This window comes from Streptomyces sp. CoH27 (assembly GCF_020181035.1).
In the GTDB taxonomy this organism is placed as follows: domain Bacteria; phylum Actinomycetota; class Actinomycetes; order Streptomycetales; family Streptomycetaceae; genus Streptomyces; species Streptomyces camelliae.
This window is the reverse complement of sequence record NZ_JAIQYY010000020.1, coordinates 25,847-42,299: the sequence shown is the minus strand read 5'-3', so window position 1 is coordinate 42,299 and position 16,453 is coordinate 25,847. Positions and strand designations below refer to the sequence as shown.

General features: G+C 72.3%; 13 protein-coding genes. 8 read left to right on the top strand and 5 right to left on the bottom strand.

Features of this window, described 5'->3' with window-relative positions:
- Positions 1–190 precede the first annotated feature (190 nt).
- Positions 191–628 carry a hypothetical protein gene (locus LE548_RS30625; protein WP_225100226.1) on the bottom strand — a complete coding sequence of 146 codons (438 nt, stop codon included), beginning with the start codon at positions 626–628 and terminating at the stop codon, positions 191–193.
- 157 nt (positions 629–785) lie between these two features.
- On the opposite strand from LE548_RS30625, the gene LE548_RS30620 reads away from it, so the two are divergent.
- Together LE548_RS30620 and LE548_RS30615 are read left to right on the top strand one after the other, a co-directional pair.
- Positions 786–1,922: a PP2C family protein-serine/threonine phosphatase gene (locus LE548_RS30620; protein WP_225100225.1), complete on the top strand. Its 1,137-nt coding sequence runs from the start codon at positions 786–788 to the stop codon at positions 1,920–1,922.
- A gap of 69 nt (positions 1,923–1,991) precedes the next feature.
- Positions 1,992–3,173 (top strand): hypothetical protein, encoded by a 1,182-nt coding sequence (locus tag LE548_RS30615; RefSeq protein ID WP_225100224.1) that lies wholly within the window; start codon positions 1,992–1,994, stop codon positions 3,171–3,173.
- 8 nt (positions 3,174–3,181) lie between these two features.
- Here the strand turns inward: LE548_RS30615 and LE548_RS30610 are convergent, their stop codons facing one another.
- Positions 3,182–5,149 (bottom strand): Ig-like domain repeat protein, encoded by a 1,968-nt coding sequence (locus LE548_RS30610; RefSeq protein WP_225100223.1) that lies wholly within the window; start codon positions 5,147–5,149, stop codon positions 3,182–3,184.
- Between the two features lie 148 nt (positions 5,150–5,297).
- On the bottom strand, positions 5,298–6,551 hold the full coding sequence (locus LE548_RS30605) for an amidohydrolase (RefSeq protein ID WP_225100222.1): 1,254 nt from the start codon (positions 6,549–6,551) through the stop codon (positions 5,298–5,300).
- Between the two features lie 546 nt (positions 6,552–7,097).
- Here LE548_RS30605 and LE548_RS30595 point away from each other — a divergent pair.
- Positions 7,098–8,441: a helix-turn-helix domain-containing protein gene (locus tag LE548_RS30595; RefSeq protein ID WP_225100220.1), complete on the top strand. Its 1,344-nt coding sequence runs from the start codon at positions 7,098–7,100 to the stop codon at positions 8,439–8,441.
- Between the two features lie 193 nt (positions 8,442–8,634).
- Complete coding sequence (locus tag LE548_RS30590) at positions 8,635–9,417, top strand: alpha/beta hydrolase (RefSeq protein ID WP_225100219.1); 783 nt, start codon at positions 8,635–8,637, stop codon at positions 9,415–9,417.
- Between the two features lie 10 nt (positions 9,418–9,427).
- Here the strand turns inward: LE548_RS30590 and LE548_RS30585 are convergent, their stop codons facing one another.
- The gene (locus LE548_RS30585; RefSeq protein WP_225100218.1) at positions 9,428–10,240 is read right to left on the bottom strand and encodes a hypothetical protein; all 813 of its coding nucleotides are present in this window, start codon (positions 10,238–10,240) and stop codon (positions 9,428–9,430) included.
- Positions 10,241–10,574: 334 nt separating this feature from the next.
- Between LE548_RS30585 and thrS the strand changes: the two genes are divergently transcribed.
- From thrS to LE548_RS30570, 3 genes are all read left to right on the top strand, one after another.
- Positions 10,575–11,828, top strand: a complete 1,254-nt coding sequence (gene thrS, locus LE548_RS30580) for a threonine--tRNA ligase (protein ID WP_225100217.1) — start codon at positions 10,575–10,577, stop codon at positions 11,826–11,828.
- A 31-nt stretch (positions 11,829–11,859) separates the two neighbouring features.
- Positions 11,860–12,849 carry a nucleoside hydrolase gene (locus LE548_RS30575; protein WP_225100216.1) on the top strand — a complete coding sequence of 330 codons (990 nt, stop codon included), beginning with the start codon at positions 11,860–11,862 and terminating at the stop codon, positions 12,847–12,849.
- 210 nt (positions 12,850–13,059) lie between these two features.
- A complete protein-coding gene (locus LE548_RS30570; RefSeq protein ID WP_225100215.1) occupies positions 13,060–14,706 on the top strand; it encodes a glycoside hydrolase family 13 protein in 1,647 nt (548 codons plus the stop codon).
- Between the two features lie 67 nt (positions 14,707–14,773).
- On the opposite strand, the gene LE548_RS30565 is transcribed toward LE548_RS30570, so the two are convergent.
- On the bottom strand, positions 14,774–15,571 hold the full coding sequence (locus LE548_RS30565; RefSeq protein ID WP_225100214.1) for a DUF4142 domain-containing protein: 798 nt from the start codon (positions 15,569–15,571) through the stop codon (positions 14,774–14,776).
- Between the two features lie 179 nt (positions 15,572–15,750).
- Here LE548_RS30565 and LE548_RS30560 point away from each other — a divergent pair, with 179 nt between their 5' ends.
- Positions 15,751–16,449, top strand: coding sequence for a DUF6445 family protein (locus LE548_RS30560; protein ID WP_225100213.1), 699 nt, complete (start codon positions 15,751–15,753; stop codon positions 16,447–16,449).
- Positions 16,450–16,453 lie beyond the last annotated feature (4 nt).

Below are 16,453 nucleotides of genomic sequence, written 5' to 3'. Positions count from 1 at the left end.
GATCGTTCGGGCGCGGGCGCGAGCCGGATTCGGCCCTCCGGTGGAGGGTTCACCCGAACGGGTGTTTCCTGGTGCTGGGGAGACGGAAACCGGCCCATGGGGCCGGTGTGGGAAGAGGGAACCAGGGGAGCGCGTGGGCCCCGGTCAAGGAGTCGGCCGGGGCCCACGCGTGCGCCGGTCAGCGGCGTGCTCAGCGGATACGGCGGCCGAACGCGTCCTCCCGCGTGTAGTAGCGGTAGAAGAACGCGATGAACGTCACCGCCGCCACCGCCACCGCCATTCCCACCGACCGCCAGATCGCCTCGCCGGTCATGCTGTACATGAACCCGAACGCGCAGCCCGCGAAGGCTGTCCACAGCAGCGCGTGCAGTTCCCGCGGCATCCGCGGGGCCAGCGTCAGCAGGGCCACGCACACCACCGCGAAGACCAGTGCGCTGGCGAACCCGAGCAGCAGGTTCCAGCCGGTGATGGCGCCGCCGGCGCGATTGTTGGCCGCGACCCAGTAGCCGTAGACCAGGCCGAGCACGACCGGGACGGCGATGCGGCCGATGCGGTGGGTGCGCTCGTCGAAGATGTCGGGTGGGTGGGACGGTGCGCGGAGTGCCGGTGCCGGTGCCGCTTGAGTCATGAGAGTGCTCCTCTCTCTCCTCGCCCCCGCCTTCCAGAGCACACCTGGGGCCGCCGCCCGGCAAGTCGGCCGACAGAGGGAAACGAAGGGGAAAGCGGGGAGGGAGAGGGAAGAGGGCCCGGATGCGGGCGGTTGTCCGGCGTGTTTCGCTGGGTGCATGCTGCGCATGCGCGGCCGGAGCTTCGCCTGGGTGCCGTCGCTGCTGCTGCTCGTCGGCATCGTGCTGGTGGACCTCAACACCGGCGAACGGTTCCGGATCATCTCCTGGATCGTCCTGGTCCCCGGCACGGCCGCCGCGATCTGCGGGGTGTGGACGACGGGGGCCTTCGCCGCGCTCGCGGTGGTGACGTACTTCGCCGTCGACCACGCCTGGCCGGGCGAGTACCGGGCCGGTCTCGGGGACTTCGTCCTGGTCGCCCTCGGCGGCGTCCTCGCCACGCTGGCCGCGGCCGTGCGCGTGCGCAGGGAGCGGCAGACGCTGCGCATCATGGACATCGCGGAGACCACCCGGCGTACCGTGCTGCGCCCGCTGCCGGCGCGCTGGGCCGGGCTGGAGCACGCGGGCGTGTATCTGGCCGCCGATGTCGACGCCCAGGTCGGCGGCGACTTCTACGACATCCAGCCGGGCCCGCACGGCACCCGGGTCCTCGTCGGCGACGTCCAGGGCAAGGGGCTCGGCGCGGTGGAGGCCGCCGCCGCGCTGCTCGGCACCTTCCGTGAAGCCGGCTACCACGAGAAGGACCTCGCGACCGTCGCCGAACGCCTGGAGATCCGGATGCTGCGGCACCGCCGGCACACCACCGCGCTCGGCCGGGACGACGGCGACCGGTTCGCCACCGCCGTGCTGATCGGCTTTTCCGAGGACGCCCCGGACATGATCGAGACCGTCAACTTCGGGCACGAGGCCCCGCTCGCCGTCGGGCCGCACGGCGTGCGGGCGCTGCCGAGCGGTGACGGGCTGCCGCTCGGGCTCGGCGATCTCGCGGCGGGGCTGCCGCCCGTGCACCGGGTGCCGCTGGCCGCCGACGAGACGCTGCTGCTGGTCACCGACGGGGTGACCGAGGCGCGGGACGGGTCCGGCGTCTTCTATCCGCTGGTCCGGGACCTCGCCCGCGTGGTCGGTGCCGACCCGGACCTGGACCGCACCGAGCCCCAGCGCCTCGTGCGTACGGTCCGTGACGCCGTGCTGCGGCACAGCGCGGGGCGGCTCGCCGACGACACGACCGTGTTCGCCGTACGGCGGCTGGACGAGAAGGCGGGCGAAGGGGCCGAACAGGGAGGTTTGCGGTCCTGAGACGCGCGTTTGCAGCCGCAGCGGTTACGGTGCTGGCTGGAGGGACTCGGAGAACCTGGGGGAGGGACGATGCCCGGAACCGTGCTGCTGCTCGCGGCCTCGCCGCTGGGCAGGGGGCGCCTGGTGGACGCGGCCGGCGTGCTGCCGGTGCTGGCCGCGGTCGCCCCTGCCGTGCTGTCCGGCACCGAGACCGCCAACGTGGTCGAACTCGCCGACCCGCTGGAACCGCAGGCCGTACTGACCCGGCTGCGTGCCGCGGCGGCCGCGCCGGGACCGCTGACCGTGTACATCACCGGTCAGCTCCAGCTGGACCGCAAGCAGCGGCTGCCGCATCTCGGGCTGGCCCGCACCACCGCGGCGACCGTCCGCTACACCGCGCTGCCCTGGCACTGGATCCGCGAGGAACTGCGGCTGCGCTCCGCCGCGGACACCGCGCTCCTCGTGGATCTGCATGCGGAGGCGGAGGCATGGAGTCACGTCGCCGAGCGGGGCCTCGACTCCGGGCCCAACGCGGCGGTGTACGGCCGTGTCGCCCCGGCGTCCGGGCGGCGCGGGCCGGGCGAGCCGGCGTACATGAAGGCGGTGGCGACGCTGCTGCGCAGCGGGCACCGGCCCCCGCTTCCCGCGCTGCACGAGCAGGCGCTGGCCCGGATCGCCGAGTCCAGCGCGGGCCGGGACCTGGTGCTCGCCGCCGGCGGCTCCGCCCCCAGACCCCCGTTCGCCCACCCGGCCACCCGTCTCGGCCGGCCGGAAGCGCACGCCGCAACCCCGCCGGGCACCGAGCACGCCCCTGACGCCATGGGACACGCCCCCCACACCCTTGCGCACGACCCCCACGCCGCGATCAGCGCCGCCGTCCGAGCCGGGCGCCATGGTGATGCCGATGCGCTGGCCGCTCGGCACGAGGCCGCTGCTGTGCGCGCTCATGGTCCCGCCTCCGACGATGCTCTGCACTGGGCCGAGGTGCGGGCCGATCTGGCGATGTTCGCGGGGGACGCGGTGGGGAGCTGCCGGGCCTGGCTCGCGGTGGCCGGGGTGCGGCTGGCCGCCGGGCAGGCGGTGGACGCGCCTGCCGTGGAGGCGGCCGTGGACCGGGCTCACCACCAGTGGGGCCGGATCAGGGACACGGCGTGGGCCCGTGAACTCGGGCCCGCGCTCGCGGAGTTGCGGCTACGGGTGCCGGGCCGCCGGGAGGGCGCGCTGGAGAACGTCCAGCGGCAGCTGCGCCAACTCCAGGCGGCAGTCCGGTAGTTACCCGCTCACCTGGTGAACGTGAAGTACTTCCACGGGCCGTTCGTCGTGGAGTTCACGATGTCGCCGGAGGAGCCGTCGATGTACGACGAGCGGATGCGGAAGCGCCAGCCGACGTCCTTGCTGTGGTCGCCGGTGATCTGCACCCGGGAGACGCCGTCGCTGCCGAGCTTGAAGTACGCAGGGTCGCCCGGGTACCAGGTGCCCTGGTAGTACACCTGGAACTCGAACTTCTGCGCCCGGCCCGGGTAGTACGTCATCCTGGTCGTGATCAGCGGGTTCTTGTTCGTGTGGAAGTAGGAGTAGGTCTGGCCCCAGACGTACGCCGACTTGTACTGGTTGCCCACCGACGTGGAGATGCTCACCCGGTCGCCGACGATGCTCCTGGCCGATGCCGGCTGGTAGCGGGCGTCGCCCGCGAACTTCGCGGTGACCGTGGTGTCCCGCCACAGGTTCAGGGTGACCGAGAGGTTGCCGTGGGAGTCGACCCTGCCGGACTTCACCAGCTTGTTCGGCCGGTCGGAGCCGTAGGGGTCGGCCCAGATCTCCACCGTGCGGTTCGTGTACGTCGTACCGAGGTGGGCGGTGAACTTCACCGCTTTGCCGTAGTCGTACACCGTGCGGTTGTTGTTCAGGGTCAGCGCCGTCGTGGCGCGGGAGACGGACACCGAGTCCGAGGCGGAGGCCGCCGCGTGGTCCGCGTCGCCGGCGTACGACACCGTGTACGTCACCTTGCCGCCCGCCGGCGGGGTGTCGGTGAAGGAGAACGTGCCGTCCGCCCTGACCGCGACCGGGGTCAGGGCCTTGCCCTTGGGGGACTCCACGTCGGTGCGGGTGACGGTCAGTTGCGTGCCGGTCGGCAGCGGGACCGACGAGATCACCTTGCCCGTGACGGTGAGCTGCTTGGCGCGGGCGGCGGTGGCCGGGGCGTCGACGGTCAGCGCCGTGGCCGCCTTGGCGGGCGAGGTGAACACCCGCAGCGAGTAGACGCCGTTGCTGTTGTACGACACCGCGAACAGGCGGGAGGAGTCGGGCGCCCAGGCGAGGGCGGAGTCGGCGAGTTCGTCCGCGCCGCTGGTGCTGCCGGTGTTCGGGAAGTCGTAGGTGCGCAGCGGGGTCGTGCCGCCCGGCTTGTAGACGAAGATGTCCGGGTTGTACCAGCCGTCGACGCCCGCCGCGACCGTGCCGTCCGGGGCGATGGCCACCGCGTTCGGGTAGGTGGCGCTGGCGTAGCCGCCGTCCGGGGTCATGTCGGCCGTCTTGAACACCGGGTGCTTGTACGGCGCTCCGCTCGCCGTGATGACGTCCTTGCCATCCGGTGTGACGGCCAGGTCGCGCAGGTTGGAGCCGACCTCGGCGCTCGCCAGGCGGGTGGGCGTGCCCATCGAGACGTCGTAGGAGGTGACCGTGCTGGGGCTCAGGCCCGGCTCCCCGGCCAGCAGGGTGGTGGAGCCGGGAGCCGCGTCCAGGATCGGGCCGCCGTACCAGCCCCTGGCCTGGTCGAGGGTGACCTGGTGCTGCTCGCCGACGAGGTCGACGGAGCCGATGTCGCCGTTGCCTGTCGAGCCGTAGCCGAACCACAGCCGGCCTCCCGCGACGGCGACGCTGACCGGGCGGTCGCCCACCGTGAACGGTGTGCCGGGTGTGTCGGTGGCGGTGTCGATGACCGCGATCTGGTTCGCGTCCCGCACGGCCGCGTACAACGTGCCGGAGTCGGCGGACAGTTCGAGGCCGGTGACGCCCGGCAGCGAGGGCAGTTCCTTGAGGACCTTGCCGGTGTAGTCGGTGACCACGATCGTGCCGTTCGCCGGGTCACTGATGAAGACCTGCTGGTGAGCGCCGTCGACCACGAGGTCGCCGGTCTTCTTGACCGGCAGGACGCTGCTGGAGTCGGCGAATGCCGAGGGCGCGGCGAGGGCCGCCGAGCCGATGAGGACCGCCAGGGCGGTGACAGCCGTGAGAGAGCGCTTGCGCACGCTGATTCGAACCCCCCGGAACGAATGAGTCGCCTGACTCGAAGGAAGAGAGTGGGCCGCAACTCGGCCACGGCCACGGCGATATGAGTCCCCTGTGCCTGCCGTGCCTGCCGTGTGTGCCTCGTGTGGCGAGTGAGCGAAGACTAGGTCATGCCACTGACAACAGTGCAAGGGCCCCCGAGACGAGTGTGCGGACACCCGGGGCGATCGTGGACAGATCGGGTGCGAAGTGCGGGCTGTGGTTGCTCGGCACGGCCGCGAACTTCTCCGGGAGGGTCTCGCCGGGGGCCTGTTCCCAGACCTCGGCGGGGGTGGTGGTCACGAACCAGTACGAGTACGGGATGGCGCCGTCGAGGGCCAGTTGGGGGAAGTCCTCGCTGCCCATCGCCGGGCCCGGGTCGAACACCGTGCCCGCGCCGAACACCTCGCCGTGCACGGCGGCCACGGCGGTGTCGGTGGCCGCGTCGTTCACGGTCACCGGGAAGGCGTTGCCGACCGTGACCTCGGGCTCGCGCGGGCAGCCGGCGGCCAGGCACTCGCCACGCGTGATGCGCTCGATCGCGGCCAGCATCCGCTGCCGTACCGCCTCCGACTGGCTGCGCAGGTTGAGGGAGATGCGCGCCTCGGACGGGATGATGTTGTGCCGGGTGCCCGCCTCGATCCGGCCCACGGTCAGCACGGCGGACTCACCGGCGGCGATCTCCCGGGAGACCACCGTCTGCAGGCGGGTGACGAGATAGGCGGCCGTCACCACCGGGTCCACCGTGGCCTCCGGGCGCGAGCCGTGCCCGCCCCGGCCGTGGACGACGATGTCCACGTCCGTCGCCGCCGACATGATCAGGCCGGGCGCGTGCGGGTACAGGCCCGCCGGGCCGGGGGCGGCGTGCTGGCCGAGCAGGACGTCCGGGCGGCCGAAGCGTTCGTACAGGCCGTCCGCCACCATCCGCTGCGCGCCCTGCCCGGTCTCCTCGGCGGGCTGGCCCACCACCAGCAGGGTGCCGCGCCAGGTGTCCCGCCCGGCGGCCAGCGCCTCGGCGGCGCCGGTCAGCCAGGTGACGTGCAGATCGTGCCCGCAAGCGTGCATCACGCCGTCCGCCTCGGAGGCGTACGGCAGCCCGCTCTCCTCCCGCACCGGCAGCGCGTCCATGTCGGCCCGCAGCAGCACGGCCGGCCCGTCCCCGTTGCGCAGCCGCCCCACGACCCCGGTCCCGCCGACCCCCTCGGCGGTCTCGAACCCCGCCCCCTTGAGCCGCCCGGCCAGCGTGCCCGCGGTGCGGTGCTCGCGCAGGGACAGCTCGGGGTGCCGGTGCAGATCCCGGTACAGATCCTCCAGGTCCGGCACCGGGAGGTCGGCGGTCAGGTCCAGGGCGGTGCGGGCGGCGGGGGAGGCTGCGGAGGTCATGGCCGCAGCGTAGGCCGCCCGGCGGCACGGGGGGAGCCCCCGGCGGGACAGGGGGGAGTGTCCCGCCGGGGGCGGCTCGTCACGGTGTCGTCCGAGCGAGTACCGGAGGGCTACGGCCGGCTGTGCGTCGAAGGCGGACAGCGTCGTGATCGTGCCGTCGCCGATGCGGACATGGGGGGCGGTGGGCGCCGGGGACACGCCCGCCCCCCATCGCGGCCTCGCCCGGTTTTCTTCACGGGCGTGCGGGTGCCGCTGCCGCCTGTTGTGTACCGCTCCGGCCGGACGGGGTCGGGTCCGCGTGGGCCGGGACCGCGTTCGCCGCTGTGACCAGTGCCGCCACGGCCAGCACTGCCGCGGCGACGCTCCGGGCATACCTGGTGGTGGGACGTCCGTAGGGGGCGGGCGTACGTCCTTGCACGGCGACCTCGCAACACGACAACGACGAACACAACAGCAACGTATTAAGCACGCTTAATCCGCCGTTTAACCTAGGGCTGCCAGGGTCGAACGGCAAGAGGCACCAGGGGAGTTGAGGGGGAACGGCGGATGCGGGAACGGGACGATCCGACAGTCATCGGGCGGCGCGTGCAGCAACTGCGCACCGAACGCGGGCTGACTCAGCGGCAGTTGGCCGAGCCCGCCTACACGCCCGCGTACATCTCCACCCTGGAGGCGGGCCGGGTGCGGGCCTCCGACGAGGCGCTGCGGCACATCGCCGGCCGGCTCGGCGTGGCCTACGAGGAGCTGGCCGTCGGCCGCCCCGCCCACCTCGCCACCGACCTGCGCCTGCGGCTCACCGAGGCCCAGCGGGTGCTCGCCGACGGCCGGGCCGAGGAGGCCGCCGTACAGTACGTGGCGCTGCTCGCGGAGGCCGAGGCGCACGGGCTGGGCCACGAGCGGACGACCGCGCTGCTGGGCCTGGGGGAATCCGCCCTGGAGACGGGGGAGTTGGCGAAGGCGCGGGAGTTCTTCGAGCGGGCCGAGCGCGGCCTGGCCGACGAGTCGCTGCCGGTGCGGGTGCCGGCCGTCCGCGGCCGCGCGGTCTCGCACTACCTGGCCGGTGAACTCCGTTACGCCGTCTACCTGCTGGAGTCCACCCTCGACGAGCTGAACCGCGGTGGACTGCACGACCCCGACGCCCTGCTGCTGCTCTACGCCAGCGTCATCGGCCCGTACATGGACATGGGCGCGCACGCCCGCGCCGCCCAGGCCGCCGAGTTCGCCCTCGCGCTCGCCCCGCAGGCTGGTGACCAGGCGCTGATCGCCCGGATGCACCGCTCGGTCGCCCGCACCCTGCTCGCCGAGGGCCGCCTCGCCGAGGCCGACGCCTCCCTGGCGAAGGCGGCCGACCTGTACCGCCGCCTCCGGCTGCGCACCGAGCTGGCCAACTGCCACTGGATGCGCGGCTACGTCTGCGCCCAGAACGGCGAACTGGAACGCGCGGAGGCGGAGTTGCGCCAGGCGCACACGATGCTCTCGGAGACCCGGGCGGCCCTGTACCGCAGCCAGGCGGCGGTGGAACTGGCGGACGTCCTGCACCGCCGGGGCAAGTCGGAGGAGGCCGCGATCCTGCTCCAGGAGGTTCTCGGCGACTTCTCCTCCGAACGCGGCGCGGTGCATTCCGCCGCGGCTCACCGTCTCCTCGGCATCATCGCCGAGGACGCCCGCGACACCGAGGCCGCCGAGGAGCACTACGTTCGCGCCCTCAGCCTCCTGGAACGCGCGGGCGCGGCCGGCGATCTGGCCGACCTGTGCCGTCTCCTGGGCGACCTGCTCCGCCGCACGGGCCGCACCGAGGCGGCCCTGGACGCCTACCGCACCGGCCTCGGCCACCGTACGGCTCCGGGCACGACGACCCTGGGCCCGGCACCGGCGCAGCCACCACTGTGAGCAGAGCGGGAAAAAGGGGTGCAGGGACGATCACCCGGCTGATAGCTTTCCGCCGTCCGTGACGCGACCAAGGAGGTGAGACCCATGAACGCTGTATCGATGTGGGTGCTCCCCCTTCCCGTCACGGCCGGGCGAACGACATAGGTGTCGCCGGGAGCGCCTCGCCAACAAGGCACTCCCGAAAGGCAACACCATGCACTCTCTGCACTCCCAGCACTCTCTGCGGTTCACCGCCGAGTCGTCGTCGAACGGCATGACCGAGCGTGACTTCACCGTGGGCGACGTCCCCGGAGTCCTCTGGTCGCCGGCCTCCGGCGCCGGTCGCGCACCCCTCGTCCTGATGGGACACGGCGGCGGCAACCACAAGAAGCATCCGGCGATGTCGGGCCGGGCCCAGCTCCTCGTGACGGGCTGCGGCTTCCACGTCGCCGTCCTCGACGCGCCCGGTCACGGCGACCGGCCGCGCACGGCGCACGACGAGGAAGAGATCGCCGAGCTGTACCGGGCGCGGGCGGCGGGCGAGCCGGAAGGCCCGATCGTCGTCCGCTACAACGCCCACCTGGCCGAGCAGGCCGTACCCGAGTGGCAGGCGGCCCTGGACGCCCTTCAGGAGCTCCCGGAGATCGGCACCGACGGGCCGGTCGGCTTCTGGGGCATCAACATGGGCACCGCGATCGGGGTGCCGCTGGTGGCGGTCGAACCCAGGATCACGGCCGCGGTCTTCGGCCTGCACTGGCCCGACGTCCTGGCCGAGCAGGCCAAGCGGATCACCATCCCGATCGAGTTCGACATGCAGTGGGACGACGAGCACATCCCGCGCGAGGCCGGCCTCACGCTGTTCGACGCCTTCGCCTCGAAGGAGAAGACCCTGCACGTCAACACGGGCAAGCACAAGGAACTGCCCCGGTTCGAGGCCGACAGCGCGGTCCGCTTCTTCGCCCGCCACTTCGGCGGGGCGGTGCGTGTGGTCGCATGAACCCCCGGGGTCAGACCTGCGCCCTTCCGTGCCTCCGCACATCCGCCAGCCGCAGCGCCCCCACCTGTACGGCGGCCTGGGTCGCGTCGTTCGGTACGTTCCCCAGGCCGGCGTTGGTGAAGGCGAAGGCGTCCTGGCCGACGCGGACGGCGGCCAGGTCCAGGGTGAGGAGGTGGTCCCGGCCGTCGGACGTCGTGGTGGCGATGGTGATGTGCAGGCCCTGGCGGGCGTCACCGACATTCGGCAGGGGGGCCTCGTTGACCCGGACGTCCTCCACCAGGCCGTTGTCGGTCTTGGCCGTGAAGCGGGCGCACTGCACCGGCAGCGTCTTCAGCCAGGCGAGGGCTGCGTCGACGTCGGCGGGGCGGCGGGCGCCGATCTGGTAGCGGAACTGGGCGTCGGTGTCGGGGTCGTCCAGGCTGATCGTGGCGCGGGGCGGGCCGCCGAGGAGTGCGTCGGTGTAGAGCGTCTCCATCAGGCGCCCGCACTCCGCCGCCGTGCTGGTCGCCTTCAGCATGCCGTCCCGCCAGGTGGCCGCCCCACGGGTCGCCGTCCAGGTGGCGCCGAGGTCTTTCTGGGTGAGGAGCGCGGCCTGCGCCTGCTCGTCGGTGAGCGCGGCACCGTTCGCCCGGCCGGAGGCCCGCGGTATCGGGGTCGGCTTGTCGATCGTGGGGAGGGGCTGCGGCGCGGTCGCCGGGTGCTTCAGGCCCAGGGCCGCGCAGCCGCCCACCGCGATGAGGCCGAGGGCTATGAGGGTCAGCTGGAGCCGGCGGCGGGAGCGTATCGCCTCGATCAACGCGGTCAACGAGGTCATCGACGACATCGAGGTGCCTCCTCCTGGACTGACGGGCCGGTGCGGTGGGTGCCTGTTCTCACGGGATCACCGCCCCGCCCGCCTCACCAGCGCTCCGGGCCGTACGGGTGAGGGGCCGGGTGAGGGGCTCGGGGAAAATGCGTCGCCCCGCGGCCGAGGCGATTGCTACGGTCGCCGTATGCAGCGCGCCCAGCAGTGCCCTCGTAGCACGACGACGCCGGAGACCGTCCCGGCGCGCTGACACCTGACCAGCTTCGAAGCCCCGGGGCGAGTGCCCCGGGGCTTCGGCGTTCCCGCGTCCCGGTGCCTCGCCCTCGCGCTCCCTTCGCGAGAGGAACCAGCCGTGAACGACTCGATCCGCGAGCTTCCCGACCACCGCCGCCTCGGCCGCGAGCTCGGTCTGTTCGAAACCGACCCGCTGATGGGGGCCGGGCTGCCGTACTGGCTGCCGGACGGCGCGGTCGTCCGGCACACCCTGGAGGAGTACATCCGTGAGGCCGAACGCCGGGCCGGGTACCGGCACGTGTACTCGCCCGCGCTCGGCAAGCGGGAGCTCTACGAGATCTCCGGGCACTGGGGGCATTACCGGGACGACATGTATCCGGCCATGCGGCTCGGGGCGGAGGAGTCGGAAGAGATCGTGCTGCGGCCCAGTCTCTGTCCCCATCACGCCCTGATCTATCGCTCCCGCTCCCACAGTTACCGGGAACTGCCGCTCCGTATCGCCGAGTTGGGGAGCATGTATCGCGCCGAGCTGTCCGGTGTCCTCGGCGGGCTGACCCGCGTCCGCGCCATCCAGCTCAACGACGCCCACATCTTCTGCACCCTGGAGCAGGCGGTGCAGGAGGCGCGGGGCGCGCTGGAGCTGATCGCCCGTGCCTACGCCGACCTCGGCATCGAGGCCGTACGGCACCGGCTGTCGCTGCCCGGGGAGGGCGGCAAGTACGTCGCCGACCCGGAGCTGTGGCGGCGGGCGACCGCGCTGCTGCGGGAGGTGCTGGAGGAGTCCGGCATCGACTACGAGGAGGCGGAGGGCGAGGCGGCCTTCTACGGGCCCAAGATCGACGTTCAGATCGCGGATCCGGCCGGCCGCGAGTCCACCCTGTCCACCGTGCAGATCGACTTTCACCAGCCGGCCCGCTTCGATCTGCACTACATCGGTGCCGACGGCGCGAAACACCGTCCGGTGATGGTGCACCGCAGCATCATCGGCAGCGTCGAGCGGGCCGTCGCCCATCTCATCGAGGCCCACCGGGGCGCCTTCCCGGCCTGGCTGGCGCCGGTGCAGGTGGTCGTGCTGCCGGTGAGCGAGGAGCAGGCCGGGCAGGCGGCGGCCGTCGTCCGCGAAGCCGTGGAGCTGGGCCTGCGGGCCGAGGTCGCCGGGCCCGAGGACGGCTCCCTGGGTGCCCGGATCCGGGCCGCGCGGCTGGTGCCGTACCAGGTGGTCATCGGCGCCCGGGAGGCGGCGGAGGGCCGGGCCGCCGTACGGCTGCGGGACGGCCGGCGGCCCGGGGAACTGCCGGTGCCGGAGTTGCTGCGCCGGATCGCGGACCGGGTCGCGCGACGCGGAATCGCTCTGTGGGACCGACCGGAGTGATCTAGGGTCGATTCGACGGAAGGAGTCCGCCGTGACCGGTCAGCCCATTCCCGTGATCATCGACTGCGACACGGGTGTCGACGACGCCCTCGCCCTGCTCTTCGCCGTACGCCACCCCGGGATCGACCTGCGCGCGGTGACCTGCGTGGCCGGGAACACGGACGTCGACGGCGTGGTCCGCAACACCCTGACCGTGCTGGAGCAGGCGGGCGCCCCCGACATCCCGGTGGGCCGGGGTGCCGCCCGCCCGCTGATCGAGCCGGCCCGCTCGGCCCAGCATGTGCACGGCTCCGACGGCATGGGCGACCTGGGCCTGCCCGCGCCGAAGCGGAGGGCGTCCGAGCTGGACGCCGTAGCCCTGCTGCGCCGCGAGATCCTCGCCTCCCCGCGCCCGGTCACGCTCATCCCGACCGCGCCCCTGACGAACATCGCCCTGCTCCTGCGCACCCACCCGGAGGTGACCCGCAACATCGAGCGGATCGTCTTCATGGGCGGGGCCGTGGGCAGCGGGAACGCCACGCCGGTCGCCGAGTTCAACGTCTGGCACGACCCGGAGGCGGCGGCGATCCTGCTCACGGCCGGGGTGCCGATCACGATGTACGGGCTCGACGTCTTCATGCAGGTCGTCGTGGACACCCCGGACGTGCACCGGCTGCGCGCGAGCGCCGACCCCGGCACCCGGCTGGCCGGCGACCTCCTCGCGCACCGGCCGACCGCGATCGGCGAGGAGCCGGAGGCGGAGGAGGCGGGCGGGCTCGGCGACGCGGGCGCGGTGTGCGCGGTCGCCGACCCGGGCGGTCTCACCACCCGCCTGCTGCCGGTCGAGGTCTCCCTGGACGCCGGCCCGACCCGAGGCCAGACGGTGGTCGACCGCCGGCCCCGCGCCGGCGAGTACGAGATCCACGAGGGCAGTCGCGAACGGGCCCTGGTGGACGTGGCGTTGGAGGTGGACGTGGAGCGGTACGTGAAGCTGTACCTGGAGACGGTGGAGGGGGCCTCCCGGACGTCGTCCTCCTCGTAGTGTTTCGTCAGGTTCTGGCTCTGGCACTGTCTGCGGTGAGTGGCCGCCCGCAGGTGGTGCAGGTGCCAGTCCAGCACCTCAACAGGTCCTGAAGAACGTCGAGGACCTGGCAGAGGGTCCTGCCCCAGGCGCCCTGCTGGTCGGGCCCAAGGTTCGCTCTCCTGGCCGGATGGACAGATTCTTCACGGTGTCCTTCCCCAGGGAGTCCGTATGGCAGACCTCTCCTCCAGGAACCCGGACTGGTGGCGGCAGGCCGTCGTCTACCAGGTCTATCCCCGCAGTTTCGCCGACGCCGACGGTGACGGCCTCGGCGACCTGCGGGGCATCACCGAGCGGCTGAACCACCTTGCCGCACTCGGTGTCGACGCGCTGTGGCTGAGCCCCTTCTACCCCTCCGAACTCGCCGACGGCGGCTACGACATCGCCGACCACCGGGACGTCGACCCCCGCCTCGGCACGCTGGACGACTTCGACGCCCTCGTGACCGAGGCGCACCGGCTCGGTCTGAAGGTCGTCGTCGACATCGTCCCGAACCACACCTCGCATCTGCATCCCTGGTTCCAGGAGGCGCTGCGGGCGGAGCCCGGCTCGGCCGCCCGCGACCGTTACGTCTTCCGCTCCGGCCGGGGCGCGCACGGTGAACTCCCGCCCACGGACTGGCAGTCCGTGTTCGGCGGCAGCGCCTGGCGGCGGACGCCCGACGGCGCGTGGTACCTGCACCTGTTCGCCCCCGAGCAGCCCGACCTGAACTGGGACAACGAGGAGGTCCGCGCCAACTTCCGCACCACCCTGCGCTTCTGGTCCGACCGGGGTGTCGACGGCTTCCGCGTCGACGTCGCACACGGCCTCGCCAAGGACCTCACCGAACCGCTGCGGGACACCGGGGACATCGGCGCGACCGGTGAGGAGTCCCTGCTGCGGGTCGCGCCGGGCAGCCACCCGTACTGGGACCGTGACGAGGTCCACGAGATCTACCGCGACTGGCGCACCCTCTTCGACACGTACGCCCCGCCGCGCACCGCCGTCGCCGAGGCCTGGGTCCCGGGTGCCCGCAGGGCGCGGTACGCCCGCCCGGACGAACTGGGCCAGGCCTTCAACTTCGAGTATCTGGAGGCAGGCTGGGACGCGGACGAGCTGCGTGAGCTGATCACTGGGGCCCTGCTCGGCGCCCGGTCCGCCGGTGCCTCCGCCACCTGGGTGCTGTCCAACCACGACGTCGTCCGCCACGCCTCCCGCCTGATGCTCCCGCCCGGCACGGACCCGGGAGCCTGGCTGCTGTCCGACGGCACCGAACCCGCCCTCGACCCCGCCGCCGGGCTGCGCCGGGCCCGCGCGGCGACCCTGCTGATGCTGGCCCTGCCCGGTTCGGCGTACCTCTACCAGGGCGAGGAACTGGGCCTGCCCGAGGTCGCCGACCTGCCCGCCGGCGCCCTCCAGGACCCCATCTGGGAGCAGACCGGCCACACCCGCAAGGGCCGCGACGGATGCCGGGTCCCGCTGCCGTGGACGACGGCCGGACCGTCGTACGGCTTCGGCGCCGGCCCCGGCTGGCTCCCGCAGCCGCCGTCCTTCGCGTCGTACGCCGTCGAGGCACAGGCGGGGACCGAGGGCTCGACGCTGGAGCTCTACCGCATGGCCCTGCGACTACGGCGCAAGCTGCTGGAGGGGGAGGAGCTGAGGTGGTCCGCCGACAGCGGGGCCGCGGTGCTGGACTTCAGCCGGTCCCCGGGCTGGCGCTGCGTCACCAACCTTGGCGCAGGCCCCGTACCGCTGCCCATGGGCGAGGTGCTGCTGTCCAGTGTCCCGCTGTCCGGCGGTGGGCTGCTGCCGCCGGACACCACGGTCTGGATCGCATAACCATATATTTCGGCTGATCAGGGACATTAACCATGACTTTGTCCCATAGGGAGTGATTGGCTTCGGGCTAGCCCGCCGTCGGCGCCGGACTCACTCCCGGTGAAGCGCCCGTCGCACCGCCGGCCCCGCCGCCCGCGATCCCGTTGATGTCGACGGGGGTCGACGTGGCGTTCGGCGGCGGGGTCAGGACCACCTCGGGCTGGCCTGCCGGGGGCGGGGGTGGGGTCAGGTCGGAGTCGGGGAGCTTCGGTGGGGTCGTCTGCTGGAAGATCGTCTGGTCGAAGTCGACGAAACCGGTCTTCTCCATCACCGTGATGTGGTCGAGCACGGTGTTGTTGGCCTGGTCGGCGAGGGCGCGGACCAGTGTGTTCTTCGTCGTGGACCGGATCTTCGCGACGGTGTTGAAGATCGAACCGTGCGTCATCCGCAGGATGTTGGCGAAGTCGCTGTCGAACTTCTTCCCGCTGTCGGCCTGCAACTGCTTGACGAAGCCCTCCTGTTGCGGGCTCGCGATGTTGGGCAGCGTGATGTTGAGCATCGGGGCGATCTTGCGGCAGGTGGTGTCCAGCGCCGCGTGCCCGTCGACCAGATGCTCGCTGGCCGTCTTGACCGCCGGTGTGGTGCCCTTCTGGAGCCCCATCTGGCCGACCGGGTACTCCCACAGGCCGGCCGCCCGCACCTTCACCACGAAGTCCCGGTCCTGTTCGGTGAGCGGTCCCCACTGGGTGTTGGCGATGACGCGGTCCTGGGCGGTGGCGACCTTGCTCAGACCGAGCATGCCCGGGTAGGCCAGCGCCGCGAGGGTCACGGCCATGGCACCGCCCACGAAGAGAGTTCCCGTCGCGTTCCGCGAAAAGCGCACCATGCCTCCTGCCCGGTCGGGGAGCCGCCCACCTACGGCGCGGGGCGGTTCTTACACACAGCAGTACGGATGCGGAAGGCGTTCGTCTCTGCGCAACAGGTAAAGAAGAGTTGACCAACTCCCGGGAGACGTTGACCTTTTGCTGGGAGAGGCGAGAGGAAACGCTGCCATAGATTCGCCGCATGCCCCCACAACTGCCCCCACAGCCCGCCCCCCGGATGCCCGCCGCACTGCCCGTCCTGCCCTACCGCAAGCCCACCAAGGGCCGCGACTACTGGGTCTTCGACGACGCCCTGCCCGACGTCGACGCCGTACGGGAGCGGTGTCTGGCCAAGGACGACTGGGTGCAGGGGTATCCGTACACGTCCGAGACCTGGCCGGGGCTGCGGGCCATGCCCGGACTGGAGCCCGGTGAACTCGCCGTGATCGAACGGCTGGTGAAGCGGGCGACCGGGGCGAAGGAGCTGTGGGTGCAGCAGGCGCCCGGCGGCGGGACCCTGAACCACAACTGCGTCCAGGTGGTCGGCGAGGGCGAGAGCGAGCCCCGCCCGCACACCGACTCCCGCGCGCTGTGCCGGTACGCGGCCGTGCTCTATCTGAACCCCGGCGTGCCCAAGGACTGCGGCACCGCCTTCTACCGCCAGTCCCTGCCCGGCGGCCGGCTCGGCGGCAACATCGTCCAGGCCCCGCACAACAACCTCGTCGAGGCCCTGGGTACGCGCTTCGTCCCGGGCGACCACTTCGAGGAGGACGTCCGCGTCCCGCACAAGTACAACCGCCTGCTCCTCTACAACGCCAACCTCGTGCACAGCGCGACGGGTTACTTCGGCGGCACCCTGGAGGAGAAGCGCATGACGGCGGTCTTCTTCTGGATGGCGTGAGCGC